The 22,801-nt window shown below is 67.6% G+C and carries 22 protein-coding genes; 15 read left to right on the top strand and 7 right to left on the bottom strand.

Features of this window, described 5'->3' with window-relative positions; all coding sequences use genetic code 11:
* Window positions 1-9: 9 nt before the first annotated feature.
* Window positions 10-801, top strand: a complete 792-nt coding sequence (locus tag QM597_RS08300; protein WP_415004407.1) for an ABC transporter ATP-binding protein — start codon at window positions 10-12, stop codon at window positions 799-801.
* A 10-nt stretch (window positions 802-811) separates the two neighbouring features.
* On the opposite strand, the gene QM597_RS08295 is transcribed toward QM597_RS08300, so the two are convergent.
* The gene (locus tag QM597_RS08295; RefSeq protein ID WP_415004406.1) at window positions 812-2,206 is read right to left on the bottom strand and encodes a class II fumarate hydratase; all 1,395 of its coding nucleotides are present in this window, start codon (window positions 2,204-2,206) and stop codon (window positions 812-814) included.
* A 220-nt stretch (window positions 2,207-2,426) separates the two neighbouring features.
* On the opposite strand from QM597_RS08295, the gene QM597_RS08290 reads away from it, so the two are divergent.
* A complete protein-coding gene (locus QM597_RS08290; protein ID WP_415004405.1) occupies window positions 2,427-3,350 on the top strand; it encodes an NINE protein in 924 nt (307 codons plus the stop codon).
* A gap of 84 nt (window positions 3,351-3,434) precedes the next feature.
* On the opposite strand, the gene QM597_RS08285 is transcribed toward QM597_RS08290, so the two are convergent.
* Window positions 3,435-4,391 carry an alpha/beta fold hydrolase gene (locus tag QM597_RS08285; protein WP_415004404.1) on the bottom strand — a complete coding sequence of 319 codons (957 nt, stop codon included), beginning with the start codon at window positions 4,389-4,391 and terminating at the stop codon, window positions 3,435-3,437.
* Between the two features lie 9 nt (window positions 4,392-4,400).
* Window positions 4,401-5,417 (bottom strand): class II fructose-bisphosphatase, encoded by a 1,017-nt coding sequence (gene glpX, locus QM597_RS08280; protein ID WP_415004403.1) that lies wholly within the window; start codon window positions 5,415-5,417, stop codon window positions 4,401-4,403.
* Between the two features lie 95 nt (window positions 5,418-5,512).
* Here glpX and ftsE point away from each other — a divergent pair, with 95 nt between their 5' ends.
* The 5 genes from ftsE to QM597_RS08255 all read left to right on the top strand — a co-directional run bounded on the left by ftsE (window position 5,513) and on the right by QM597_RS08255 (window position 12,433).
* Complete coding sequence (ftsE, locus tag QM597_RS08275; RefSeq protein WP_415004402.1) at window positions 5,513-6,202, top strand: cell division ATP-binding protein FtsE; 690 nt, start codon at window positions 5,513-5,515, stop codon at window positions 6,200-6,202.
* 7 nt (window positions 6,203-6,209) lie between these two features.
* A complete protein-coding gene (gene ftsX, locus QM597_RS08270; protein WP_415004401.1) occupies window positions 6,210-7,124 on the top strand; it encodes a permease-like cell division protein FtsX in 915 nt (304 codons plus the stop codon).
* Window positions 7,125-7,275: 151 nt separating this feature from the next.
* A complete protein-coding gene (locus QM597_RS08265) occupies window positions 7,276-8,580 on the top strand; it encodes a M23 family metallopeptidase (protein WP_415004400.1) in 1,305 nt (434 codons plus the stop codon).
* A gap of 148 nt (window positions 8,581-8,728) precedes the next feature.
* Window positions 8,729-9,202, top strand: coding sequence for an SsrA-binding protein SmpB (gene smpB / locus QM597_RS08260; RefSeq protein ID WP_415004399.1), 474 nt, complete (start codon window positions 8,729-8,731; stop codon window positions 9,200-9,202).
* A 231-nt stretch (window positions 9,203-9,433) separates the two neighbouring features.
* Window positions 9,434-12,433 carry a hypothetical protein gene (locus QM597_RS08255; protein ID WP_415004398.1) on the top strand — a complete coding sequence of 1,000 codons (3,000 nt, stop codon included), beginning with the start codon at window positions 9,434-9,436 and terminating at the stop codon, window positions 12,431-12,433.
* A gap of 136 nt (window positions 12,434-12,569) precedes the next feature.
* Here the strand turns inward: QM597_RS08255 and QM597_RS08250 are convergent, their stop codons facing one another.
* Entirely contained in the window at window positions 12,570-13,094 is a 525-nt protein-coding gene (locus QM597_RS08250) for a hypothetical protein (protein WP_415004397.1), read from the bottom strand.
* Window positions 13,095-13,189: 95 nt separating this feature from the next.
* Here QM597_RS08250 and QM597_RS08245 point away from each other — a divergent pair, with 95 nt between their 5' ends.
* The 3 genes from QM597_RS08245 to QM597_RS08235 are packed head-to-tail and all read left to right on the top strand — an operon-like array spanning window position 13,190 to window position 15,692.
* Entirely contained in the window at window positions 13,190-14,239 is a 1,050-nt protein-coding gene (locus QM597_RS08245; protein ID WP_415004396.1) for a MaoC family dehydratase, read from the top strand.
* 4 nt (window positions 14,240-14,243) lie between these two features.
* Window positions 14,244-14,843: a histidine phosphatase family protein gene (locus QM597_RS08240; protein WP_415004395.1), complete on the top strand. Its 600-nt coding sequence runs from the start codon at window positions 14,244-14,246 to the stop codon at window positions 14,841-14,843.
* A gap of 9 nt (window positions 14,844-14,852) precedes the next feature.
* Complete coding sequence (locus QM597_RS08235) at window positions 14,853-15,692, top strand: PHP domain-containing protein (RefSeq protein WP_415004394.1); 840 nt, start codon at window positions 14,853-14,855, stop codon at window positions 15,690-15,692.
* 156 nt (window positions 15,693-15,848) lie between these two features.
* On the opposite strand, the gene QM597_RS08230 is transcribed toward QM597_RS08235, so the two are convergent.
* Both QM597_RS08230 and QM597_RS08225 read right to left on the bottom strand, forming a co-directional pair.
* Window positions 15,849-16,682, bottom strand: a complete 834-nt coding sequence (locus tag QM597_RS08230; protein WP_415004393.1) for an alpha/beta fold hydrolase — start codon at window positions 16,680-16,682, stop codon at window positions 15,849-15,851.
* Entirely contained in the window at window positions 16,683-17,441 is a 759-nt protein-coding gene (locus tag QM597_RS08225; protein ID WP_415004392.1) for an SDR family NAD(P)-dependent oxidoreductase, read from the bottom strand.
* A 36-nt stretch (window positions 17,442-17,477) separates the two neighbouring features.
* On the opposite strand from QM597_RS08225, the gene QM597_RS08220 reads away from it, so the two are divergent.
* The 3 genes from QM597_RS08220 to QM597_RS08210 are packed head-to-tail and all read left to right on the top strand — an operon-like array spanning window position 17,478 to window position 18,938.
* Window positions 17,478-18,239 (top strand): ParA family protein, encoded by a 762-nt coding sequence (locus QM597_RS08220; protein ID WP_415004391.1) that lies wholly within the window; start codon window positions 17,478-17,480, stop codon window positions 18,237-18,239.
* Window positions 18,240-18,267: 28 nt separating this feature from the next.
* A complete protein-coding gene (locus QM597_RS08215; RefSeq protein WP_415004390.1) occupies window positions 18,268-18,555 on the top strand; it encodes a type II toxin-antitoxin system Phd/YefM family antitoxin in 288 nt (95 codons plus the stop codon).
* Window positions 18,555-18,938, top strand: coding sequence for a type II toxin-antitoxin system VapC family toxin (locus tag QM597_RS08210; RefSeq protein WP_415004389.1), 384 nt, complete (start codon window positions 18,555-18,557; stop codon window positions 18,936-18,938). The genes QM597_RS08215 and QM597_RS08210 overlap by 1 nt, the downstream gene beginning before the upstream one ends.
* 182 nt (window positions 18,939-19,120) lie before the next feature.
* Here QM597_RS08210 and QM597_RS08205 read toward each other — a convergent pair whose 3' ends face one another.
* Complete coding sequence (locus QM597_RS08205; RefSeq protein WP_415004388.1) at window positions 19,121-20,557, bottom strand: DEAD/DEAH box helicase; 1,437 nt, start codon at window positions 20,555-20,557, stop codon at window positions 19,121-19,123.
* A 169-nt stretch (window positions 20,558-20,726) separates the two neighbouring features.
* Here QM597_RS08205 and QM597_RS08200 point away from each other — a divergent pair, with 169 nt between their 5' ends.
* Together QM597_RS08200 and QM597_RS08195 are read left to right on the top strand one after the other, a co-directional pair.
* A complete protein-coding gene (locus QM597_RS08200) occupies window positions 20,727-21,437 on the top strand; it encodes a ferritin-like fold-containing protein (protein ID WP_415004387.1) in 711 nt (236 codons plus the stop codon).
* A gap of 316 nt (window positions 21,438-21,753) precedes the next feature.
* The coding region (locus tag QM597_RS08195) for a hypothetical protein (protein WP_415004386.1) at window positions 21,754-22,801 on the top strand (1,048 nt) is incomplete at its 3' end.

The following is a 22,801-nucleotide window of genomic DNA, read 5'->3' as shown; positions in this document are numbered from 1 at the left end:
GAGACGGACATGTCCGATCGTGTAGGTCTGCGGCTCGAGTCGGCGACGTTCGGCTATGGCCCGAAGGCCGTCGGCGAGGACCTGTCGGTGACGATTCCCGACGGGTCGTTCACTGTCATCGTCGGGCCGAACGCCTGCGGGAAGTCGACTCTGTTGCGGGTGCTGGCGCGCCTGCTGACGCCGCAGGCCGGGTCGGTCCTGCTCGACGGCCGTGGCATCGGCTCCTATCGGGCCAAGGAGGTGGCTCGCCGGGTGGGATTGCTGCCGCAGAGCGCCCTGGCCCCCGACGGCATCCGGGTCGCCGACCTGGTGGCGCGCGGTCGCTTTCCCCATCAGAAACTCATCCGTCAGTGGACCGAACGCGATGAAGCGGCGGTGGTCGAGGCGATGGAGGCCACTTCGGTCGCCGAACTGTCGAGCCGATTGGTCGAGGAGTTGTCCGGCGGTCAGCGTCAGCGGGTGTGGGTGGCGATGGCGCTGGCCCAGCAGACGCCGATCTTGTTGCTCGACGAGCCGACCACGTTCTTGGACATCGCCCACCAGATCGACCTGCTCGAACTGCTGCGGGACCTCAATGCGCGGGGGCGCACCATCGTGGCGGTGCTCCACGACCTCAACCACGCGGCCCGGTACGCCTCCCATCTCATCGCGATGAAGGACGGCGAGATCGTCGCTCAGGGTACGCCGCGAGAGGTGGTGACCGCCGCGTTGGTCGAGGAGGTCTTCTCGTTGCCGTGCCGGGTGATCGACGACCCGGTGACGGGAACGCCGCTCGTCGTCCCGGAGGGCCGGCCCCGATAGGGGCACCGCCTCAGGGGTGAGTCATGCTCATCACGTCGAGGGCGGCGTCGAGGTCGGCCTCGGACAGTTCGCCACGCTCGAGGTAGCCCTCCTCGACGACCACCTGGCGGATCGTCTTGCGCTCCTTGACGGCCTTCTTGGCCACGGCGGCGGCGTTCTCGTAGCCGATGTGGCGGTTGAGTGGCGTGACGACCGACGGGCTGGACTGGGCCAGCTCCAGGCAGCGTTCGACGTTGGCGGTGATGCCGTCGATGCAGCGGTCGGCCAGCACGCGCGAGACGTTGGCGAGCAGCCGGATCGACTCCAGCAGGTTGCGGGCGATGACCGGCAGCATGACGTTCAGCTCGAAGTTGCCCGTCGCGCCCGAGAAGGCGATGGCCGCGTCGTTGCCGATGACCTGGGCGACGACCTGGTGGGTCGCCTCGGGCAGCACCGGGTTGACCTTGCCGGGCATGATGCTCGATCCGGGCTGCAGGTCGGGCAGGTTGACCTCGCCCAGACCCGTGCGGGGGCCCGAACCCATCCAGCGCAGGTCGTTGCAGATCTTGTTCAGGCTCACCGCGATGGTGCGGAGCTGGCCGGACAGCTCGACCAGGCCGTCGCGCGCGCCCTGTGCCTCGAAGTGGTCGGTGGCCTCGGTGATGGGCAGGCCGGTGCGCTCGGCGAGGATCGCGATGACCCGCTGCGGGAAGCCCTTGGGCGTGTTGATGCCGGTGCCGACCGCGGTGCCGCCGAGCGGGACCTCGGCCGCCGCAGGAAGCGCGGAGTTGACCCGGGCGATGCCCTTGCGGACCTGCGCGGCGTAGCCGGCGAACTCCTGGCCGAGGGTGACCGGGGTGGCGTCCATGAGGTGCGTGCGGCCGGACTTGACGACCTCGGCGAACTCGCCGGCCTTGCGCTCCAGGCTCTGCGCCAGGTGGTCGAGCGCGGGCAGCAACTCGTGCGTGGCCGAGGCGGTCGCGGCCACGTGGATCGAGGTCGGGAAGACGTCGTTGCTCGACTGCGAGGCGTTGACGTGGTCGTTGGGGTGTACCTCGCGGCCGAGTGAGGCGCTGGCGAGCGTGGCGATGACCTCGTTGGTGTTCATGTTGCTCGACGTGCCCGAGCCGGTCTGGAAGACGTCGATGGGGAAGTGCGCGTCGTGGACGCCGGAGGCGACCTCTTCGGCGGCCGCGACGATGGCGGCGGCCAGGTCGGCGTCGAGGATGCCGAGTTCGGCGTTGGCCGTGGCGCAGGCGGCCTTGATCTGTGCCAGCGCCTTGATCTGCGCCGATTCGATGGGCGTGCCGGAGATCGGGAAGTTCTCGACGGCCCGCTGGGTCTGGGCGCGGTACAGGGCGGTGGCCGGGACCTTGACCTCGCCCATCGTGTCGTGCTCGATGCGCCATTCGATGTTGTCGCTCATAAGGGGAACCTTAGAGCATTGCGCGGACAGCCACCCCCGGTCCCTGAGGTGAAAGGAGCGGACCCTGAGGTGTGAGGCCGCTTGCGGCCGAGCCTCGAAGGGCGAAGCCTGCCGTGGGCGGGGTCCCTTCGAGGTTGCTCCTTCGTCGTCGTGGCGCGGTGCGGGTCACGGGGGAGTTGTCCCCATTGACGGTCGGCGGGGGGGGGCTTGAATCTGCGCCATGACTGAGGACGAGTTGGTGGCGGGCAAGCGTCGAGTGACGACGGGGATGCGGGTGGCGTTGACGGTGGTCGGCCTGCCGATGGTGGCGTGGTGCCTGGTCAGGGCCGTCGATACGGCGAGGGTGATTTCCGAGACTGATTACTCGGAGTCGGATTACTCTCTGTACCTGTCAAATTGGATCGTGTTCTTTGATTGGCTGGCAGTGAACGTGGTGGGTTTCGCCGGGTTGGCGTTGGCGTGGACGGGGCATGTGCGTCGCGTTCCGTTCATGCTGATCGGTATTGCTGTGTGGCAGGCCTTTCTCTGGCCTATGCTTGTTTTGCCTTTGATGTGGCGCTTGATGAATACTCCTTTGTCTATCGGTTTCTTCGACCTCGATTGGTACTTCGAGGGATATCTCTGGTGGCACCGGGGTGGGGGAGGGATTCCTCTCCAGGACCTGTTGCGAGATCTTGTCTTCCTGCTCGCCTTGGCGGGCGCATTGGTCGTTCTGCTGGTGATGCGGGCACCTGTGCGGGAACGGCCGTCGATTCCTGTGGTGCGGGTGCCGGAGGGGTCGTATGTGGTGTCGGTGATGGGGCGCACGTCGGGTCCGTACGATGCGGCCGGGTTGCAGAGTTTGGCTGGGTCGGGGCAGGTGGTGGCGCAGACGCTGGTGTCGTTCGATGGTGGCGGGTGGTTTGCTGCGGCCGAGGTGCCGGGGTTGTTCGCGCAGGCCAGTGAGAAGCAGTTCACGACGGCGTTGGTGTTGTCGATCCTGGCCGGTGGTTGGGGTGTGGATCGTTTCTACCTCGGCTACACAGGCCTGGGGATCGTGAAACTGCTGACCTGTGGCGGTCTCGGTGTCTGGTCGCTCGTCGACGTCATCCTCATCGCGACCGGCAAGCTCCCCGCTGCCGACGGCACCCCGCTACGCCGCTGAGAGATTCCGCCAGTAGGTCCCGCTGGCTGGGTGGGCCCCATCGAGGCTCGGCCGCAGGCGGCCTCACACCTCAGGGACCGCACCTCAGCCAGCGGCTCGGCGGGCGGCGGTGGCGGTGATCGCGTCGATGAGGGTGTCCCACAACTCCGGGGGCAGGTCGTGGCCCATGCCCTCGATCAGGTGCAACTCGGCGTCCGGGATGGCCTCGGCGGTCGCCTTGCCGCCGGAGGGATGCACCAGACGGTCGGCCGTGCCGTGGATGACCGTGGCCGGCATTGTCAGCGCGCCGAGAGCCTCGGTGCGGTCAGGCTGGGTGAGGATCGCCATCATCTGCCGCACGACCCCGCTGGCGCTCCAGCCGCGGTCGTAGGTGGTCTCGGCCCGCAGCCGCGATGCCTCCCGGTCGGGCGGGAACGCCGGCGACGCGATCAGCTCGGCCGTGGCGATCGCGTGCTCGATATAGGCGTCGCGGGTCGGCTCGCTGCGCTTGAGCAACTTCGGCAGCAGCCTTGGATCCTGCCAGCCTACGGTGCGCCGCCCGGTTGTCGACATGATCGAGGTCAGGCTCAGCACCCGCTCGGGTGCCTCGATGGCGAGGGTCTGGGCGATCATGCCGCCCATCGACACGCCCACGACGTGCGCGGCGTCCAGGTCGAGGGCGTCCAGTAGTCCGGTGGCGTCCTCGGCCAGATCGCTGATCGAGTACGGCGCCCTCGCCGCCAGGTCGATCTTGCCCAGCCGGACCGGCGGCAGCCCGACGAACGCGCGCACCAGGTCAGTGCGTCCCAAAACGTGTTGCCGGGCCTTGGTCGAGCGGCCGGTGTCGCGGTTGTCGTACCGGATGACGAAGAAGCCTCGCTCGGCCAGGCGGGTGCAGAACTCGCTGTTCCACCAGCCCATCGGCCCGCCGAGACCCATGATGAGCAGCACCGCCGGATCGGACGGGTCGCCGAAACTCTGGTGACAGATGTCGATCCCCGACGGAAGGCTCGCGAAGAGTTCGTCGGAAACCTGGATCGAAGTCGCAGACGTGCTGCTCATAGCACCGCCTCAGTGCTCGTAGTCGATGGTCGAATAGGCCTTGAGTTTGGTGATTTGGTGCTCGCTGTGGATCTTGCGGATCGTACCGCTGCGCGAGCGCATGACGATGGACTCGGTGACGGCCCGGCCCCGCGTGTAGCGGACGCCCTCGAGTAACTCGCCGTCGGTGATACCGGTGGCGACGAAGAAGCAGTCGTCAGCGGTGACCAGATCGTCGGTGTGCAGAATCTGGTCCAGGTCGAGGCCGGCGTCGATGGCGCGCTGGCGCTCGTCGTCGTCGGTGGGCCACAACTTGCCCTGGATCACGCCGCCGAGGGCCTTCATGGCGCAGGCGGTGATGATGCCCTCCGGCGTGCCGCCGACGCCGACCAGCAGGTCGACGCCGGTCTCCGGGCGGGCCGCGCTGATGGCACCGGCCACGTCGCCGTCGGTGATGAACTTGATGCGCGCCCCCGCAGCGCGGACCTCGTCGACGAGTCCGGCGTGGCGCGGCCGGTCGAGGATGCAGACCGTCACGTCGCTGTGGGAGACGCCCTTGGTGCGCGCGATGAGGTCGATGTTCTCGGCCACCGGCAGGCGGATGTCGACGACGTCGGCCACCTCGGGGCCGGCAGCGAGTTTCTCCATGTAGAACACCGCCGACGGGTCGTACATGGTGCCGCGCGGCGCGACCGCCATGACGCTGATCGCGTTCGGCATGCCCTTGGCGGTCAAGGTGGTGCCGTCGATGGGATCGACCGCGACATCGCACTCCGGGCCGTTGCCGTCGCCGACCTTCTCGCCGTTGAACAGCATGGGCGCTTCGTCCTTCTCACCCTCGCCGATGACGACCACACCATTCATCTCGACGGTGTTGATGAGGGTGCGCATCGCGGCCACCGCGACGCCGTCGGCACCGTTCTTGTCGCCGCGCCCCACCCAGCGGCCGGCGGCCATCGCCCCGGCTTCGGTGACCCGGACGAGGTCCAGGGCAAGGTTGCGATCGGGTGCTTGGTCGGCAGGCTGCAGGCTCTCCACGACGGCCATCCTACCGGCGGGCCACCCTGCCGGGCCGCCCGCGCCTGCCCGGCCCTGCCGAGGTGGCGTCGGACGCGCTGGTGTGTTCTGCCTAGACTCGACGGGTGATTCGCTTCGACCACGTCAGTAAGACCTATCCCGGGCAGAAGCGCCCGGCGCTCGACGGACTCAACTTCGAGATTGCCAAGGGCGAGTTCGTCTTCCTCGTCGGTGCCTCGGGATCGGGCAAGTCGACCTTCCTCCGCATGATCTTGCGTGAGGAGCGCCCGAGCAGCGGCCGCGTGTTCGTCGCCGGTAAGGAGATCAACAAGCTGTCGAGCTGGAAGGTGCCCAAGCTGCGCCGCCAGGTCGGCACGGTCTTCCAGGACTTCCGGCTGCTGCCCAACCGCACGGTCAACGAGAACGTCGCCTTCGCGCTGCAGGTCATCGGCAAGTCGCGCTCGGAGATCGAGGAACTGCTCGTCCCGGCGCTGAAGCTGGTGGGCTTGGACGGCAAGGGTCACCGCATGCCCGGTGAGTTGTCCGGCGGTGAACAGCAGCGCGTGGCGGTGGCGCGGGCGTTCGTCAACCGGCCGAAGATCCTCCTCGCCGACGAGCCGACCGGAAACCTCGACCCGGGCACCAGCGTTGGCATCATGAAACTGCTCGACCAGATCAATCGCGAAGGAACGACCGTCGTCATGGCCACCCACGACTCCTCCATCGTCGACCAGATGCGTAAGCGCGTCATCGAACTCGACGATGGCCGGGTCGTGCGCGACGAGGCTCGCGGCATCTACGGCTACCAGAGTTGAGGCCCGCATGAATGTCACCCTGAGGGAACTCGGCAGCAGCCTGTCCCGCAACAAGTCCATGACGATCTCGCTGGTCGTCACCATGAGCGTCTCGCTCTTCCTCGCGGCGCTCGGCCTGCTGATGCAAGCGCAGGCCGACCGCACCGAGAACTACTTCGGCGACCGCCTGCAGCTGCAGGTCAGCCTGTGTACCGACACCTCCAAGGCCGAGACCTGCATCGGCGGTGCGGCCTCGGACGCCCAGAAGGAGGCGATCAAGGAGGCTCTGCGCGACAACCCCGAGGTCGAGGACTTCGAGGTTCGCACCTCCCAGGACAACTACGAGAGCGCCAAGGCCCTCTACGGACAGTCCGACACCGGCCGCAAGCAGCTAGAGGTGCTCACCCCCGACCGCTTCCCCGAGTCCTACTTCGTCACGCTCAAGGATCCGGAGAAGTTCGACGGGGTGGTGAGCCAGGTCAGCGGCATGGACGGCGTCAACAGCGTCCTGTCCCTGCGCGATCTGCTCGGCCCGCTGTTCACGATGCTGAACAGCCTGCGGTGGGCCGCGCTCGGCACGTCGTTCGTGCTGATCCTCGCTGCGGTGCTGCAGGTGTCCAACACGATCCGCATGACCGCTCACGCGCGGCGCCGCGAGATCAGCATCATGCGCTACGTCGGTGCCTCCAGTTGGCACGTGCAGTTGCCGTTCTTGCTCGAATCGCTGGTGGCGGCGCTCATCTCGGCAGCGCTGGCGGCCCTCGGCCTGACGGCCTTCATGGGGTTTGTCGTCTACAACTATCTGCGCGAGCGACTCGGTGACTTCACCACCTGGGTCCGCTGGCAGGAGGCTCTCGTCGTCATGGGCTGGACGACGCTGCTGGCTATGGCGTTGGCGCTCATTCCGACGCTGCTGCTGACCCGCAAGTACCTCAACGTCTGATCTGCGATTGCCCACCGGGGGAGGGAGTGTCGTCCCCCGGCGGGTTGGTTCGGTCACCTAGACTCGACGCCAACGCCTAAGTCACCGGTATCCGACGCTGGTTCGTCGCCGCAGCGGCGCGAGTTTCCCCCCCGAGGGTCGAGGTTTACCCATGAAGTCCACCTTCCGCACGATGATGACCGCCTTCACGGTGACGTTTGCCCTGATCGCGGCGCTGGCGGGACCTTCGCTGGCCGAGTCCAAGAACGATCTCGAGAACAAGAAGAACGGCGTCAACAGCGAGATCGACGGGGCCAAGCAGTCCTACGACGAGTCGAGCGCGGCGGCGGCCGATGCGGCGGCGGCGTTGCAGGCCTCGCAGGCACAGTTGGCCTCGGCGCAGGCCACACTCGGGTCGTTGCGCGGCCAGTTGGTCGCCGCGCAGGCGTATCTCGCGCAGGTTCAGGCGCAGCTCGCGCAAGCCGAGTCAGATCTCGCGCAGGCCGAGGCCGATCTCGCCGAGGGCGAGCGCAAGGTCGAGGAGACCTCCGACGAAGTAGCGGAGTTCTCGGTGCAGCAGGTGCAGGCCGGTGACCCCGGCCTGCGGGCCTTCGGTCAGTTGCTGCTCGGCCAGGAGCCGTCGGACTTCCTGGAGCAGATGAGCGTCAACAGCACCATTGCCGATGTGCAGTTGAGCAAGCTCGACTCGCTCGATGCCGACCGCGTCATGCTCGACATCAACGAGCAGAAGGTTCAGGACCTCCGCGACCAGGTGCAGGCGCAGAAGGACGAGGCGGCCGCCAACGTCGCTTCGATCTCCGCGCTGGAGCAGCAGGCTGCGGCCCAGGAGGCTGCGGTCGCGCAACTCGTCTCGACCAACAGCGCCGCGAAGTCGGCCGCCGATGCCGCCGTGGCAGAGGATGCCGCCTCGATCGCCGCGCTGGAGGCGGAGCGCAACTCGTTGGAGACGCAGTTGCGCCAGCTCGCCGAGCAGGAACTGGCCAACGCCAATAAGAATAAGAGCAGTAGCAGCGGTGGCGGCAGCAGTGGCGGCGGCGGTGGCGGCAGCAGCAGTGGCGGCAAACTCTCCTACCCGTTGAGTTCGGTCCGTATCACGTCGCCCTACGGCTACCGGGTCCACCCGATTTCGGGACGCTACAAGATGCATGACGGCATGGATTTCGGGGCGAGTTGTGGTACGCCGGTGTTGGCGGCGGCTGATGGCACGGTCATCAGCCAGTACTACAACAGCGGCTACGGCAACCGGGTGATCCTCAATAACGGGGTCATCAACGGGGCCAACATCGTTACGACCTACAACCACCTGTCGCGCTTCGCGGTCAGTGCCGGTTCGCATGTGTCGCGTGGTCAGGTGATCGGCTACGTCGGGACGACGGGATCGAGCACGGGCTGTCACCTGCACTTCATGGTTCTCGTCAACGGTTCGCACACCAACCCCGCCAACTGGATCGGATAAGAACGCGAAGCCGGTCCCTGAGGTGCGAGCTTGCGAGCCTCGAAGGGACCCCGCCTGCGGCAGGCTTCGAGGCTCCGGCCGCAAGCGGCCTACGCACCTCAGTCAGCGCATCCTCTGAGAACGCGCGCCGGGGTGCGAGAATGGCTCCATGTCCAAGGAGACCGGCCTGAAGTTGATCGCCCAGAACAAGAAGGCGCGCCACGACTACCACATCGAGGACACCTTCGAGGCCGGTCTGGTCCTCATGGGCACCGAGGTCAAGAGCCTGCGGGAGGGCCGGGCGTCGCTCGTCGACGGCTTCGGCGAGATCGAGCGCGGCGAGGCCTGGCTGCTGCAGGTCCACATCCCGCAGTACGCCCAGGGCACCTGGACTAACCACGAGTCCCGGCGGCGGCGCAAGATGCTGCTGCATCGCACCGAGATCGACAAGATCGAACGCAAGCTGAGCGAGAAGGGCCTGACGCTGGTCCCGCTGCGGCTGTACTTCAAGGACGGCCGCGCCAAGGTCGAGATCGGCCTGGCGCGCGGCAAGAAGGCCTACGACAAGCGCCAGACGATCCGCGAGCGCGACGCCATGAACGAGGCCCGGCGCGAAGTCGGCCGCAAGCTCAAGGGACTCTGAGGGGGACGCAGAGTGATGGGTCAAGGTTGTGGTGGCGACCGTGACCATCACTCTGCGGAGACGTTCTCGCCGGTGGTTTGACGGGGGGGGGTCTGCTTTTAGGCTGGCGGGTGCGGCGGCGTTTGTGTCGCTGCTTTGTTCTGCCTGTGAATGGGAAAAGTGTCTATGTCTCGAACGTGCCGTCTTGCCCCTCTGAGTCTCGCGGCTGCGCTCGTTGGTGGGTCGCTGGTCATGGTGGTCGGGGCCGTCGTGGCTCCGGTTTCCGCTGCGCCCGGTAGTCCGGGGACCCCGTCGGATCCCGTCGAGCTGTGGCATGAGGACTTCGAGAGCGGTCTGGATTCCGGCGAGGTGGTCCCGCTGGTCGACACGGGTTCGGGTGGCTACGTGGGCCAGAACGGCGAGACCTACACGGCCGACTACCCGTGGGACACGCCTGCGCGCTGGAATGGGCTGGTCTACGACGGGAACTCGACCAACGCCGCGATGGAGGCCGTCGGTGTCCCCACGGGAAATACTTCCGCGAAAGACGGGCTGCGTACTTTGGCCACCACCCTGGGGACATTGAACGGCACCGATCCGGTGGCGGACAACCACGTCCTCGCGGCCTACACGAGCGGCTCTCCTCACCCGGGCAACGTTGTCCAGTTCGCGACCACCGCGCCCCTGCCGATCGAGGCGCAGAACCGGTTCATCTCGTTCTCGGTCAACGCTGCGGCTACCAGTTGTTGGGCGGCGCATCCCGTGATGCGGTTCTTCCTCGTCGATGGAACCGAGAAGCACCGGGTCAGCGCGACCGATCTGGACCCGTGTACGGGGTACGTCAACACGGGTACGTCGAACAACCCGTCGGGCCCTTATTACATGTCTGCCACTCTGACGGCCGACAGTGCGTTCTTGTTCTCCGGTGATGAGTTGGGCATCGAGATGCGCAACATGACGGCCACCGCTGCGGGTAATGACGGCGCCATCGACGACATCAAGGTCTTGGATGTGTCGCCGCAGTTGGATAAGGAGTTTGTTGCGGGTAGTGGTGTTCCGGGGACGGAGGCGCGGCTGCGGTTTACGGTGACGAATACGTCGGAGTTGGGGGCGAAGGCAGGGTGGGGGTTTACGGATACGTTGCCGGCGGGTTTGACAGTCGCTCCTACGCCGGATTTCTCGTCGTCGTGTGCGAATAGTGTCGTCGGCGGCGCGGCCGGTGACGCTTCGGTGAGCCTGACGGGTGACTTGACGGCGGGGCAGTCGTCGTGTGTGGCCGAGATCGATGTGTTGGTCCCGTTGGATGCCACGCCGGGGCATGTGTATGCCAACGGTCCGAGCAATATCAGTGATGTGGCCGGTCTGAATCTGCCGGGTACGGCGACGTTGACGGTGCCGCTGCCGGGTCTGGCCATTGACAAGACGGCCATCTTGGATGACACGAATGGTAACTATCTGGCTGACGTGGGTGAGATGATTGCGTATTCGTTTGAGGTGACGAACACTGGCGGGCTGCCGTTGAGCGGCGTGTCGGTGGTCGATGCGTTGGTGTCGGGGCTGTCTCCGTCGGGTTTTGATCTGGCGGTGGGCGAGAGTCGGACGGTGACGGCTGATCCGTATACGGTGACCGAGGCCGACCTGCTGGCCGGGTCGGTTGACAACTCGGCTATGGCTACGGGGTCCACGCCGGGTGGCGACTCGGTGGTGTCTGATCCGGATACGACGACCACGACGACGATGCCGGCGCAGCCGCGTCTGCTGGTCGAGAAGACCGCCGACCTGGACGACGTGAACGGTAATGGTGTGGCGGACGCGGGTGAGACGATCTCGTATTCGTTCGAGGTGTCGAACACGGGCAATCTGACGATCACTGATGTGTCGGTGGCCGACGAGCGGGTGTCGGGTCTTGATCCGACTGGTTTCACCCTTGAGCCGGGCGAGAACCAGACGGTGACCGCTGATCCGTACACGGTGACCGAAGCCGACGTGCTCGCCGGGGATATCCACAACTCGGCGACCGCGACGGGCACCAGTTCGGGCGGCGATCCGGTCGAGTCCCCGGAGTCGACGACCACGACACCGACGCCGCCGGTGACGCCGAAGCTGCTGATCGAGAAGACGGCTGTCCTGGATGACGCCGACGAGAGCGGCACGGCCGACGCGGGCGAGACGATCACGTATTCGTTCGTGGTGACGAACACCGGCAATGTGACCGTGAGCGATATCTCGGTGGACGACCCGCTGGTGACGGGCCTGGATCCGTCGGGGTTCACGCTCGAGCCGGGTGAGAGCCAGACGGTGACTGCTGACGTGTATACGGTCGATGAGGCCGACCTGCTCGCCGGGTGGGTGCATAACTCCGCGTCCGCGTCGGGTGTTGACCCGAATGACGATCCGGTCGTTTCGCCGCCGGATACCACGACCACGACGACGACGCTCGTCACGCCGAGCCTGGTCATCGACAAGACCGCCGACCATGACGACGCTAACGGCAATGGTGTGGCCGATGTGGGGGAGACGATCACGTACTCGTTCACGGTGGCCAACGCCGGTAACGTCACCTTGACGGATCTGTCCGTCACCGACCCGCGGGTGACGGGTCTGTCGCCGTCGGGTTTCACGCTCGCGCCCGGTGAGGACCAGGCGGTGACCGCTGATGTGTATACGGTGACCGAGGCCGATGTGCTCGCCGGGAAGGTCCTGAACTCCGCGACCGCGACTGGTCTGCGTCCTGGTGGCGGGGAGGTCACGTCCCCGCCGGATGTCGTCACTGTCGACACCCCTGAGGTTGTCACGGAGTTGACGATCGTGAAGGCCGCCGCCCTGCACGACGCTAACGGCAGTGGCCTGGGTGACGCGGGCGAGACCATCGCCTACTCCTTCGAGGTGACGAACACCGGCAATGTGACGATGACCGGCATCTCGGTGGTCGATCCGCTGGTCACGGGGTTGACGCCGACTGGGTTCACGCTGGCACCGGGACAGGTGCAGACGGTCACGGCCGATGACTACACGATCACGACTGACGACGTACGGCGTGGCAGCGTCGACAATGTGGCGACCGCGACGGGTATCGACCCGTTGGGCGGGTCCTACACCTCCGATGAATCCACGGTCTCGACCGCGACGGCCGGAGCGGCCCTGCCGCGCACGGGACTGGGCATCACGCCCGGCCACCTGTTCCTGGGTTTGCTCCTCGCCCTCGCCGGCGTCTCCGTCATACGGATCGTCAGACGCCACCAACCCGCCTGAGAGGTCGATGCCGCTCATTGAGGTGCGGAGCGAGGAATGAGCGGAGCCTCGAAATGAGTTGCGGTTGAGTCCCTTCGAGGCTCGGCCGCGAGCGGCCTCGCACCTCAGGGGCCGACTCGCCGACCGGCGGGACCTCTCACAAGGCGGCGAAGGACTTTTTCGTGTCGTTGCCGGAGCGGTCGAGCGCGTCGCCGAGCTTGCCGAGCGCGAGACCGACCTGGCCGAGTACGTCGGAGATCGCCGCGAGGTCGTCGGCGAGCGAGCCGAGGCCGCCCGTGGTGTCCTCGACGAGGGTGACCGCCTTGCCGAGCTGCTTGGCCGGGGCACCCATGAGCGGCACCTTCTCGATCTGGTCGACCGCCGAGGAGATCAGGCCCACGACCTTGACCATGTCCTCGGAGATGCCCGAGACGGTGCGGGCGCTGCCGCTGAGCCGCGTGGTGGCACCGGAGGTGCCGTCCTTGCCGACGAGCGCGGCCGAGGCGAGCTGCGCTTGCTTGCCGGCCTCCTCCAGCCCGCTCGCGAGCGAGCGGATCAGGTCGGGAAGGTCTGCGGCCATCGCGGCGCTCTTGGTGATGTTGTCCTTCTGGTTCCACACCAGGTCGACGACTTGGGTCAGCTTCTTGGGGTCGACGCTGCTGAAGATCGCTCCGAGGTCCATGCGGGCACAGTACCGGTAGGCGAGGGGCGAGGAAGGGTAGAGCGAGGGCGTCGGCGATGATTGGGGGTGCCCGTTCGCCGCCCGTGAGGAGACCCATGAGCAAGACCAACCCCGGCCATTTCTTCGAGGACTTCCGGATCGGTCAGGTCTTCGAGCACGCCACGCCGCGCACCGTTACCGACGGCGACCGGGCGGTCTACGGCGCGATCTACCCGACTCGGTTCTCGATCCCGTCCTCGGCGCAGTTCGCCGCGTCGGTGGGCCTGGCCGCGACCGACGGGTCGGCCCATCCGGTCGAGGAGCTCATCGCCTTCCACATCGCCTTCGGCAAGACCGTGCCGGACGTCTCGCTCAACGCCGTCGCCAACCTCGGGTACGCCGAGCTGCGCTTCCACCAGCCGGTCCTCGCCGGCGACACGCTGCGTACTTCGTCGGAGGTCATCGGCCTCAAGCAGAACTCCAACGGCAAGAGCGGCGTCGTCTACGTCCGCTCGACGGCCACGAACCAGCGCGGCGAGGTCGCGCTGGACTGGGCGCGCTGGGTCATGGTCCACAAGCGGGACCAGGGCCTGCCCGCGCCGGAGACCGTGGTGCCTGAACTGGCGAGTGTCGTGGCACCGGCGGACCTGCCGGTCCCGGCGGGCCTGGACTTCACCGGCTACGACTTCACCGCCGCCGGCGAGCCGCACCGCTTCGACGACTACGAGATCGGCGAGAAGATCGACCATGTCGACGGCGTCACGCTCAGCGAGGCCGAGCACATGATGGCCACGCGGCTGTGGCAGAACACCGCCAAGGTGCACTTCAACACCGAGGCCCGCCCCGACGGCCGCCGGCTCGTCTACGGCGGTCACATCATCTCGATGGCCCGCGCGCTGTCGTTCAACGGCCTGGCCAATGCCCAGCTCATCGCGGCGATCAACGGCGGCTCGCATACGGCCCCGGCCTTCGCCGACGACACGGTGTACGCCTGGTCGGAGGTGCTCGACAAGGCCGAGACAGATGCTCCCGGCGTCGGCGCGCTGCGGCTGCGTCTCGTCGCTACGAAGGGCCGCGACGAATCCATGACGCTGCGCGGCGAGGACGGCAAGTACGCCCCCGGCGTGCTGCTCGACCTCGACCTGTGGGCGCTCGTTCCTCGCTGAACCGATGCAGTCCGCCCGCCTGATCCTCGTCCGTCACGGCCAGACCGAGTGGAGCCGCACGGGCCGGCACACCTCGACGACCGAGGTCTCGCTGACGCCGCTCGGTGAGGATCAGGCGCGGGCGCTGGCCCCGGTGCTGGCCGGATTCGCCGTCGACACGGTGCTGTGCAGCCCCCGGCTGCGCGCGCGGAACACTGCGGAATTGGCGGGCTTCGCCGATCCGGTCCTCGACGCCGATCTGGCCGAATGGGACTACGGCGCGTACGAGGGCGTGACGACCGCGCGCATCCGCGAGGACGTGCCGGGGTGGACGATCTGGACCCACCCGGCCCCCGGCGGCGAGGACGCCGAGCAGGTGGCGGCGCGGCTCGACCGGGTGGTGGCACGGGTGCGCGAGAGCGGCGGCGTGACCCTGGTGTTCACCCACGGTCACGCCGGCCGCGCCCTGGCGGCCCGCTGGCTCGGCCTGCCGGTGGCCGAGGGACGCCATCTGCTGCTGGACACCGCGACGTGGAGCGAACTGGGCGACGACCGCGGCCTTCCGGCCGTCGTGCGGTGGAATGTCCCGGCGACACAGGCCGAAACGGTCGGTCCTCGGCGTTAGCCTGGCGTCATGCGCATCGACCTCCACACCCACTCGAACCGCTCCGACGGCACCGATACCCCGTCCGAGCTGGTGCGCCATGCGGTCGAGGTCGCCCGGCTCGACGTCGTCGCCCTGACCGACCACGATGCCACGACGGGCTGGGCCGAGGCGCAGGCCGAGGCAGACCGGGCGGGTATCCGGCTGGTGCGCGGCATCGAGATCTCCACGCGCTATCGCGGTGAGAGCGTGCACCTGCTGGGTTATGAGTTCGATCCGGACCACGAGCCGCTGGTCGCCGAGCTGCGGCGGGTGCTGGACGGGCGCGACAGCCGGCTGCCGGCGGTGCTCGCCCGGCTGGCCGAGCACGGCATCGTCATCACCGCCGAGGACGTCGCGGCATACTCGGGCGACGCGGCGGCCTCCGGGCGACCGCACATCGCCGACGCGATGGTCGCCAAGGGCTATGTGGCCGACCGCGACGAGGCCTTCAACGGCTGGCTCAACGCCGGCGGTAAGGCGTACGTCGACCGCTACGCGGCACCTCTGGTCGAGACGGTGCGGCTGCTCAAGGCCGCCGGCGGCAAAGCGGTCGTCGCCCACCCGTGGTCACGCGGTAGCGACCGGGTGCTCACGGCCGAGGCCTTCGCGCTGCTGGCCGAGGCGGGCCTGGACGGCATCGAGGTCGATCACAACGATCACGACGAGCCTGCCCGCCGTGGCCTGCGCGCCATCGCCGCCGACCTCGGCCTCGTCACGACCGGGTCGAGCGACTATCACGGCACCGGCAAGAACGCGGCCTTCTGCCTCGGTGCCAACCTCACCGACCCCGAACAGTTCGCCCGCCTGCTCGGCGAAGAGATCCTGTAGATAGGCGGAGCCGGTCATTGAGGTGCGAGCTTGCGAGCCTCGAAATGACCACTACCGAAATGAGTTACGGTTTGAGTCCCTTCGAGGCTCGTCGCAAGCTCCTCGCACCTCAGGGACCGGCAGGCGGCACACAACCCGAATAAATCAGCACTTGCCTCAGTGAGCGGTCAGGAACTCCAGCCAGGCGGCGGCGAGGGCAGCGGGACCCTCGACGCCGGGGGAGTGGCCGAGGCCCGGAAGCACCACCGGGGCCGTGCCGAGACGTCGGGCCATGTCGCCTTGGACCTCCAGCGGCCAGGCGTCGTCCTTCGCGCCGTAGCCGACCCACACCGGCAGGCCGGTCGCCGCCACCTCGGCGATCCGATCCGGTGCCTCCAGCAGGTGCCTCGTCATGGCCCGCAGTGAGGTCGGGGAGTTGCTGAGGAACTTGTGCCGCATGAAGTCGGCGATCTCGGGCGTCGGCGGCGTGGCCAGGCTCGCCGAGAGGACCCGGTGCACCTCGGCCAGCGGCATGGTGTCCAGGGCTTCGACGATGCGGCGCAGCGGCCGGACGTCCGAATCGCCCAGGGCCGCCGGTCCGGTGCACAGCAGGCTCAGGCTGCGCCAGCGGCCGGGGTGCTCGATCACCGCGTTCTGCGCGACGAGGCCGCCGAAGGAGTGCCCGAGCAGGTGGACCGGGCCGTCTGCCACCGCCCAGGCGACGGCAGCGGCGTCGGCCGCCAGGCCCGGCAGCGAGAAGTCGTCCCCGGCGTCGGCAGGGGTCTCGAACTGCCCGCGCTGGTCATAGGCGGTCGCCGAGAAGCCCGCTTCCGCCAGGTGCGGCAGGACCTGTGTGAAGTCCTCCTTGCTGCCGGTCCAGCCGGGCACCAGCAGCACGTGACTGCGGGCGTCCGGCACGGGCGCGATGTGGGCCGCGAAGGAGCCGCGCTCGGTCTCGATCCGTGTCGCCTCGACCCCGGCCGGGATCGTCAGCGTGCGGGGCATGCTCATTCAGCGCCCCCGCTTGGCCGCTCGCGCCACGAGCGCGGTCGGGGCGTGACGCGCCAGCAGCGACAGCACCTTGTACCGCTTGCTCGGGATCGACAGGGACTTGCCGCGGTCGAGGTCGCGCAGGGCATCGGCCACGAGCCGGTCGGCGTCGAGCCACATCCACCGGGGCACGCCGGAGACGTCCATGTTGCCGCGCTGGTGGAACTCCGTCCGGGTGAAGCCCGGCGCGAGCGCCATGACCCGGACGCCCTGCGCTGCGTACTGCCAGTCGGCCCACTGCGACAGGTTCGTCAGCCAGATCTTGTGCGCCGAGTAGGCGCCGCGCGGGGTGAACGCCGCGACGCTGGTGACGTTGACGACGGCGCCGTGCCCCCGCAGCGACATGGCCTTGATCGCGGCATCCATGAGGTGCATCGGCGCGCGCACGAGCAGGTCGAGTTGCCGGTCCTCGTCGGTGATCTCGGTGGTGCCGAACCAGCCCGCCAGCGAGGACCCGGCGTTGTTGACCAGCAGGTCCACCGGCCGTTCGGTGCTGGCGACGGCACGGGCCACGCGGGCCAGGTCTTCCTCGATGGTCAGGTCGGCGGGTAACACGTCCACCTCGACACCGTGTGCGGCGCGCAGCTCGGCGGCGATGGACTCGAGCCGTGCGGCGTCGCGGGCGACGAGGACGAGATCGTCACTGCGGGCGGCGAGGGCGAAGGCGAAGGACTTGCCGATGCCGGCGGTGGCACCGGTCACGAGGGCACGAGAAGACATGTGGTCCAGCATGCCGCACCTGTCCCACGAGCTACCATGGCGCGCGTGACGACGACGATCAGCGTGGTGAACCAAAAGGGCGGGGTCGGCAAGACGACGACCGTCGCCTCCCTCGGCGTGGCCCTGGCCGAGCGCGGACAGCGGGTGCTGCTGGTCGACCTCGATCCGCAGGGCGGCCTGACCTTCTCGCTCGGCATCGATCCCGAGGACCTCGACGTCACCGTCGGTGATGTGCTGCTCGGCACTCATCGCGCGACCGACGCCATCGTCGTCACCGACGATGGCGTCCACCTGCTGCCGTCGAACATCACCGTGACGCAGGCCGAGGAAGGTCTGGTGAGCCGTACTGGGCGCGAGCAGCGGCTCCGGGTTGCGCTGGACAAGGTGGCCGGCGACTACGATTTCGTCCTCATCGACTGCCCGCCGACGCTCGGCGTGCTGACCGTCGGCGCGCTGTCGGCCTCCGACAAGGTGCTGATTCCGCTCCAGGCCGAGACGCTGGCGCACCGCGGTGTGGGTCAACTGCTGGAGACGGTCACCGACGTGCAGCAGTTCATCAACTCCGGCCTGACCGTGTGGGGCGTGCTGCCGACGATGTACGACGGGCGCACCAGGCACGCGCAGGCCGTGGTGGAGGCCATCGGGTCGACGTACGAGTTGCCGATCCTCTCCCCGGCGATCCCCAAGTCGATCCGCTTCGCCGAGGCGCCCGCCATCGGCCGGTCGATCCTCGGCACGCAGAAGAACCACAAGGGTGCCGAGGCCTACCGCGAGATCGCCGCTCAACTCCTGGCTTGAGCCTCGCCTGCGATGTACGGTGATGTACATGGCTGTACATACGATGAGCGAGGCTCGGGCGAATCTGGCGGCGCTGCTCGATGCCGTCGAACGGGGTGAAGATGTCGTCATCACCCGTCACGGTCGACCCGCCGCGCGGCTCGTTCAACCGGCCTCGTGGTCCGACCGCACGGCGGATCTCATGTACGCCGCCAGCCGTTTGGCGGTCGAGATGGCTCCGGCGTGGGATGAACCGCTCCCTCCCGCTCAGTCCGGCGAGGGGCCGACGGCCGACGAACTGGTCGAGGCGCTGCGGCGTGATCGTGACTCCTGGTGATGGACGCCTTCGATGCCGACGTGCTGATCTACGCCAGCAAGGAGGACCGGCGCGGTGACCTGCTGGTGGAGGCGCTCCGGTCGTCGATGCCGCAGTCGTCGGGGGCGATCGGATCGGTTCTCCTGGTCACGGAGACCCAGGTTCCGGGCGTGGGGGAGCCGTACGGTCCGCGCCTCCATCGGTTGCTGGGTCGGATGCGCCTGCTCCCGGTGACACGGGAGATCGCCCAGGTCGCCGCCACCGTGCGAGGTTGCTACCGGCTCAAGACGCCCGATGCGATCCACCTGGCTACGGCGATTGTGGCCGGCGCGGACCGCTTCGTCACTGGCAACAAGCGCGACTTCGGTCCCCGTATCCGCGAGATGGAGATCGTCATCCCGTAGAACGTGCGCGGATAGGTGGACTCCGGTCATTGAGGCGCGAGCTTGCGAGCCTCGAAATGACCACCACCGCAGGCTTCGCCCTTCGAGGCTCGGCCGCAGGCGGCCTCACACCTCAGGACCCGGCTCCCTCGTTCCTCGGTCGCACCTCAGCCAGCGGGCCTATCGGCGGAACCCCGTAGCTCTCAGGAGGCGGTGGGTTCGCCGGCCTGCACCGGGGCACCGCTGCGGGTACGGCGACGGCGGCGGTTCCGGCTGCTGCCCGAACCCCCGGCCTTTGCCTCCCCGTCACGACTCTGCTGGCTGCCTGAATGCCGACGGCCGCTGCCCTGGCCGGCCTTCGGCCCCCGTCCGCCGCCGCTCTTCGGTTTGTCCTCGCGCGGGGCGGCCGGGGTGAGCCGGCCCTTCGTGCCCTCGGGGATGCCGAGATCGTGGTACAGGTGCTCGGAGTTCGAGTACGTCTCCTGCGGCTCGTCGAAGGGCAGGTCGAGCGTCTTGTTGATGAGCTTCCAACGCTGCACGTCGGCCCAGTCGACGAAGGTCACGGCGACGCCGCTCAGCCCGGCGCGCCCCGTGCGACCGATACGGTGCACGTAGGTTTTGTCGTCTTCGGGGCACGTGTAGTTGATGACGTGGCTGATGCCCGCGACGTCGATGCCGCGCGCGGCGACGTCGGTGGCGACCAGCGTCGTCACCTTGCCCTCGCGGAACCGCTGCAGGGCCTTCTCGCGCGAACCCTGGGCCATGTCGCCGTGCAGGGGAGCCGCCGAGAACCCGCGCTCGGCGAGGTCGTCGGCGAGCCGCTGGGCCTGCCGCTTGGTCCGGGTGAACACGATGACCTGACCGGCGTCCTCGGCCTGCAGGATGCGGGCGACGATCTCGGGCTTGTCCAGATCGTGCGCCTGGAAGACGAACTGCGAGGTCGCCGGCACGGTCTGGTTGGCCTCGGCGCTCTCGGCGCGGATGTTCATCGGATGGCGCATGTGCTTGCGCGCCAGCGACACGATGGCACCGGGCATGGTGGCGCTGAACAGCATCGTCTGGCGGCTCCCGGGCGTCTTGGCGAGGATCGCCTCGACATCGGGCAGGAAGCCCAGGTCGAGCATCTCGTCGGCCTCGTCGAGCACCAGGCACTGCACGTAGCCCAGGTCGAGCGAGCCGCGGTTGGCCAGGTCGAGGATGCGGCCGGGCGTGCCGACGACGATGTCGACGCCGGCCTCCAGCGCCTCCAACTGCGGCTCGTAGGGCACGCCGCCGTAGATCGTCAGGTTTCGGGTGCCACGGTTCTTCGAGGCCAGCTTGATGTCGCTGGCCACCTGGAGCGCCAGCTCGCGGGTGGGCGCGATGACGAGCGCCTGCGGCTTGCCGGGCGGGGCGGCCAGTTCGTCGTAACCGGCATCGCCGGGGGTCAGGACGTTCTGGATCAGCGGGATGGAGAACGCGAGCGTCTTGCCGGTGCCGGTACGGGCCTGGCCGATGAGATCGGTGCCGGCGAGCGCGACCTGGAGGGTCATCTCCTGGATGGGGAACGGGCTGGTGATGCCGTCGGCGGCGAGCGCCTCGGCAATCTCGGGCTGCACGCCCAAGTCGGTGAACGTGGTCAGTGTCTTCTCGAATCTCAAAAAAGGGTGGAACGGGATGAATCGAAGCGTGTCGTGATGGTGCAGACAACGTCGTCCGATGAGTTCACGACCCAGATACCGCCCGAACGGGCAGGGCTAGTCTACCGCGACAAGCGCCTGAGGCCGCATTCGCCGCAAAATCGGCGGTGCGCGCTACGCTGCGAACACTATGAGCGATGCCGAATCGACCCCGGTCACCACCCCGAATCCCGCCTTCGACGACCCCGAGTACCGCACGGGCGTCGTGGAACTGCTCGGTCTGCTCAGCTATGGCGAGATGAGCGCCTGCGAGCGCCTGGCCGAGGACGCCGCGATGGCCCCCGACCTGCCCGCCAAGGCCGAGATCATGGCGATGGCGGCCTCGGAGTTCGCGCACTTCCGGCTGCTGCGCGATCACCTGGTGGCCCTCGGCGAGGATCCGTATGCGCGCATGGAGCCGTTCGCGGAGACCTTCGAGGCGTTCCACCGCAAGACCGCCCCGGCCGATTGGCTGGAGGGTCTGGTCAAGGCGTTCGTTTTCGATGGCTTGGCTGCGGACTTCTACCGCGAGATCGCCGCCTTCCTCGACGCCGGCACGCGCCAGCTCGTACTCGATGCGATGAGCGGCACGGGGTCGAGCGAGTTCGTCGTGGATGCCGTGCGCGGGGCCATCGTCATCGATCCGACGGTGGGCGGCCGTCTTGCGCTGTGGGGTCGGCGGCTTATGGGCGAGGCGCTGAGCCAGGCGCAGATGGTGGTGGCCGAGCGCGACGAGCTCAGTGCGCTGCTCGTCGGCGGGGTGGACTCACCGGGTATGGATCTGGCGGCCATCGGCCGCATGTTCACCCGGCTGACCGAGGCGCACGCGGCCCGCATGGACCGCCTCGGCCTGGCGAGCTAGAAGGTCCGCCAGCAGGTCCCGCTGGCTGAGGTGCGAGCGAGGAACGAGCGAGCCTCGAAGCCTGCGATGGCGGGTCCCTTCGAATACGCTGCGCTCGCACCCCAGGGACCGGCCGGCTCCCGCTCATTGAGGTGTGAGGCCGCTTGCGGCCGAGCCTCGAAATGAGCACCCACCCTGACCGGGCCGCTGCGCGCGGTCACGGCCCCGCGAGCGATGAGAATTCCTGAAGAAGGTGATGAGGCTGAACCGGGTACGATTGCCACGGTGGCGTCTCGGACGTCCGCTTGTAGGTGTGCCCTAATCGAAGGACTTCTCCATGCCCCATCGCGTATTCGGCCTCGTGCGACATGTCGTTGTGCTCGCACTGGTGACGATTGCCGCCTTCGTCGGTCTCGGTGCCACCGGTGCCAACGCTGCCGGGATCTGGACCAATATCTCGCCGCAAACGTACGGCGGCGGCTACCAGATCGATGGGAACATCACCTTCTACGCATACGTGGAGGAGGGCGAGTACATCCAGTTCTGGGGGGGCGGTTCAGCCCAAGTCACCCTGACCAAGCCGAATGGCGAGACGGAGACTGCGGCGGCTAACTCCACATCGATGACGGCCGTGCGTCAGGTCGGTGCCGGCGAAGCGGGTGTCTGGACCGTCTCTGAACCGACGGAGATCTACTACTGGGCCTTCACCGTCTGGGACGGCAACCCGGGTTCCTTCACGGGCAACCCGCAGAACGTCACGCTCCCGACCGGGGTCAGTGAGATCACCGGCCGCGTCTGGGTGGAGACCTACAACATCGACCAGAGTTCTGCCCGCGCCGTCAACTTCTGGATGCTCAACGACACCGGGTACCAGTACTCGCTGCGTTTGCTCAACTACAACGGCATCAACTCCACCATCGTCGCCAACTCTATGGGTCTGCCTGCGGGCACCTCGGGCGGGCTGGAGTGCACGCCGTCCTACAAGTCCAAGGAGCAAACGGACCCCGCCCTCGACATGAGTTGCGCCGATCCGTACCGCTTGTTCTTCGAGGAGCCGGCCGACGACCTGCCGGTAACGGCACCCATTTGGGTCGACGGGGCCGCCGGAACCCAGGTCATCAAGCCCGATCCGGTGGATCCGACGACCTTGACAGCCGATGATTTCGATTTCACTCCTACCAGCGCGTCGACGTCTGCGGGTACGTTTTCCTATGACCTCGGCGATAGTTTTTTCGGCGGGCATTTGTTGCAGATCGATGTCAATAATGATGGTGATTACGACGATTCGGTGGATCGGTCGATTCGTGTTGGTGCTGCGGGTGAGCCGGTCGAGTATGAGTTTGACGGTCTCGACGGGGAGGGTAACGCCATCGAGCCGTGTACCG

Origin of the sequence: Aeromicrobium sp. (genome assembly GCF_047607065.1) — a bacterium.
Taxonomy (GTDB): Bacteria; Actinomycetota; Actinomycetes; order Propionibacteriales; family Nocardioidaceae; genus Aeromicrobium.
Note: the sequence above shows the minus strand (reverse complement) of the source record. Positions and strands in the feature narration are given on the sequence as shown.

Excerpts from the sequence above, each read along its gene's own strand:
- QM597_RS08235 (WP_415004394.1), top strand. The coding sequence starts at position 14,853 with ATGCGCATCGACCTCCACACCCACTCGAACCGCTCCGACGGCACCGAT.
- QM597_RS08265 (WP_415004400.1), top strand. The coding sequence starts at position 7,276 with ATGAAGTCCACCTTCCGCACGATGATGACCGCCTTCACGGTGACGTTT.
- QM597_RS08240 (WP_415004395.1), top strand. The coding sequence starts at position 14,244 with ATGCAGTCCGCCCGCCTGATCCTCGTCCGTCACGGCCAGACCGAGTGG.
- QM597_RS08285 (WP_415004404.1), bottom strand. The coding sequence starts at position 4,391 with ATGAGCAGCACGTCTGCGACTTCGATCCAGGTTTCCGACGAACTCTTC.
- smpB (WP_415004399.1), top strand. The coding sequence starts at position 8,729 with ATGTCCAAGGAGACCGGCCTGAAGTTGATCGCCCAGAACAAGAAGGCG.
- QM597_RS08210 (WP_415004389.1), top strand. The coding sequence starts at position 18,555 with ATGGACGCCTTCGATGCCGACGTGCTGATCTACGCCAGCAAGGAGGAC.
- QM597_RS08200 (WP_415004387.1), top strand. The coding sequence starts at position 20,727 with ATGAGCGATGCCGAATCGACCCCGGTCACCACCCCGAATCCCGCCTTC.
- QM597_RS08300 (WP_415004407.1), top strand. The coding sequence starts at position 10 with ATGTCCGATCGTGTAGGTCTGCGGCTCGAGTCGGCGACGTTCGGCTAT.
- QM597_RS08230 (WP_415004393.1), bottom strand. The coding sequence starts at position 16,682 with ATGAGCATGCCCCGCACGCTGACGATCCCGGCCGGGGTCGAGGCGACA.
- QM597_RS08290 (WP_415004405.1), top strand. The coding sequence starts at position 2,427 with ATGACTGAGGACGAGTTGGTGGCGGGCAAGCGTCGAGTGACGACGGGG.
- QM597_RS08255 (WP_415004398.1), top strand. The coding sequence starts at position 9,434 with ATGGTGGTCGGGGCCGTCGTGGCTCCGGTTTCCGCTGCGCCCGGTAGT.
- QM597_RS08220 (WP_415004391.1), top strand. The coding sequence starts at position 17,478 with ATGGCGCGCGTGACGACGACGATCAGCGTGGTGAACCAAAAGGGCGGG.
- glpX (WP_415004403.1), bottom strand. The coding sequence starts at position 5,417 with ATGGCCGTCGTGGAGAGCCTGCAGCCTGCCGACCAAGCACCCGATCGC.
- QM597_RS08295 (WP_415004406.1), bottom strand. The coding sequence starts at position 2,206 with ATGAGCGACAACATCGAATGGCGCATCGAGCACGACACGATGGGCGAG.
- QM597_RS08250 (WP_415004397.1), bottom strand. The coding sequence starts at position 13,094 with ATGGACCTCGGAGCGATCTTCAGCAGCGTCGACCCCAAGAAGCTGACC.
- QM597_RS08225 (WP_415004392.1), bottom strand. The coding sequence starts at position 17,441 with ATGTCTTCTCGTGCCCTCGTGACCGGTGCCACCGCCGGCATCGGCAAG.
- ftsX (WP_415004401.1), top strand. The coding sequence starts at position 6,210 with ATGAATGTCACCCTGAGGGAACTCGGCAGCAGCCTGTCCCGCAACAAG.
- QM597_RS08215 (WP_415004390.1), top strand. The coding sequence starts at position 18,268 with ATGGCTGTACATACGATGAGCGAGGCTCGGGCGAATCTGGCGGCGCTG.
- QM597_RS08245 (WP_415004396.1), top strand. The coding sequence starts at position 13,190 with ATGAGCAAGACCAACCCCGGCCATTTCTTCGAGGACTTCCGGATCGGT.